At 68.3% G+C, this 1,705-nt stretch carries 2 protein-coding genes and 2 pseudogenes; 1 reads left to right on the plus strand and 3 read right to left on the minus strand.

Going from position 1 to position 1,705, the window contains the following annotated elements; genetic code table 11:
- Positions 1-660 precede the first annotated feature (660 nt).
- Positions 661-810, minus strand: coding sequence for a hypothetical protein (locus tag ACZ3UD_RS37650; protein WP_465598615.1), 150 nt, complete (start codon positions 808-810; stop codon positions 661-663).
- Between the two features lie 93 nt (positions 811-903).
- The gene (locus ACZ3UD_RS37655; protein ID WP_465598618.1) at positions 904-1,368 is read right to left on the minus strand and encodes a TetR/AcrR family transcriptional regulator C-terminal domain-containing protein; all 465 of its coding nucleotides are present in this window, start codon (positions 1,366-1,368) and stop codon (positions 904-906) included.
- On the opposite strand from ACZ3UD_RS37655, the pseudogene ACZ3UD_RS37660 reads away from it, so the two are divergent.
- Positions 1,343-1,540 (plus strand): annotated as a pseudogene (locus ACZ3UD_RS37660) (transposase); the annotation flags it as partial. The gene ACZ3UD_RS37655 and the pseudogene ACZ3UD_RS37660 sit on opposite strands and share 26 nt — an antisense overlap.
- Here the strand turns inward: ACZ3UD_RS37660 and ACZ3UD_RS37665 are convergent.
- A pseudogene (locus ACZ3UD_RS37665) lies at positions 1,506-1,705 on the minus strand (hypothetical protein); the annotation flags it as partial. The pseudogenes ACZ3UD_RS37660 and ACZ3UD_RS37665 overlap by 35 nt on opposite strands.

The following is a 1,705-nucleotide window of genomic DNA, read 5'->3' on the forward strand; positions in this document are numbered from 1 at the left end:
AGCGGCTCGTAGATCACTAAGCACAGCACGTTCGTCAACCTCCCCGCCAGCGTCACCGGCTCCTTCGACGCGGTCCTCACCGTCAACACCCAGATCCAGCTCATCAAGGGCGACCGCCTGGTGGTCATCGACGTCGGCCAGAGGAACAAGATCCTCTACGACGGGCAGATCACCAAGCACGGCACCGACGCCAACGTGCCCGCCAACTGGATCAGCTGACCGCCCCGCACCACGCCCAGCCCCGGTGGCCGTCCCGGCCACCGGGGCTGGCACGTCCAAGCGCAATGATCGGACCAGGTCGGCGCCGTGCTGCTCGGTGATCTCTTCGCGGGCGCCCTGCCCGCCGAAGGCTCGGCGGTAGCCCCCGAGAACCACTCGCAGCGGGAAGGAGGAACCGGCTGCCCGGCGGAAGGGACAGCTGACGGCCGCAGCTTCGCGGGCAGACCCGGAGGACGACGTGCGCCCACCGGTTGAACCCGGCCCAGCTCCGGTTCGCGCAGCTCCACGGTCCAATTCGAAACCGGTGGCAACAAGACCGACCGTGCCCCGTTGGTGACAAGAAGGATGGCCAAACGGTGCCAACCAGCCTGTCCCAACAAGGCAGAAACCGCAGGTCACGATCTACAGCCGGTGACATCCAGCGTGTCTCGGCACAGAAGGTCAGCGCCACTGGTAGGACGCGCCGGTCATCGCCGGGAGCAGCAGCGGTCGGCCGGTCGCGGTGGTGTCGGGTCTGATGGCCCGGCCGAGGACGGCGCCGGCGTCCGGGTACAGGTGGAGGCGGGCCGCGTCGGCCGCCGGCGACCACACGCCGTGACACCAGTCCGAACCTCGCAGATCATCGGACGTCGGTGGGGCGGCGCAAGGTGGCGGTCGGCAAGCAGGATCAGCACCTCATCGCCGTCACGCAGCCTCGATGATGAGGGCGATGCCGTCGAGGAGCGGCTTGAGGCCAAACTCGAACAGCCTGTCCAAGTCGAGGTCGTAACCGTCCTTGCAGCTGCTGGCGATCCTGGTGAATACGGGATATCGGGTCGCCGCAGTGACCGCCGCGAAGGCGGGGGCCTGACGGTCCATCCACTGGTCCTCGGACAGGCCGGTGGCGGCCTCGGCGTGGGTTTCCCGTTCCAGGTGCACGGCGATCCCGTGGATGTAGCTGTAGAGCAGGACGTGCAGGTCGAGCATGGTCTCCGGATCGAGGCCGTGGCCGTCGAGGGCGGCAAGCGCCCATTCCGCGTGGATCATCAGGGCCGGAAGCAGCAGGGGGCGGGTGAGGGAGCCGACCTGTGCAAGCCAGGGATGCTTGCGGTGGATCCTCCACAAGGTGCGTGCAGCACTGACGGTGGTCAGACGCACCCACGACGCCACGGGCTTCGTGGTGCTGCCGAAAAGGTGGCTGGTGGAACGGACGTTCGCATGGCTGATGCACTCGCGCCGCCTGGTCCGCGACTACGAGACCCGCACCGACACCTCCGAGGCGATGATCCGGTGGTCGATGAGCATGGTCATGAGCCGCCGACTCGCCCGGCGAGCACGCTGAACATCCCCGGGCGTTCCTCGGCCAGCCAGCCCCGCACGGCCAGGCGCTTCACCTTCGACCGCACTCCCTCCACCTTCGCCGCGACCACCTCCAGACCCAAGGCCGCCGCGAGCTGCCGACAGTCCATCTCCTCCCCGCTACCCGCCAGGACCTCCACGAGCCGCA

This window comes from Kitasatospora sp. NPDC023118 (assembly GCF_055560875.1).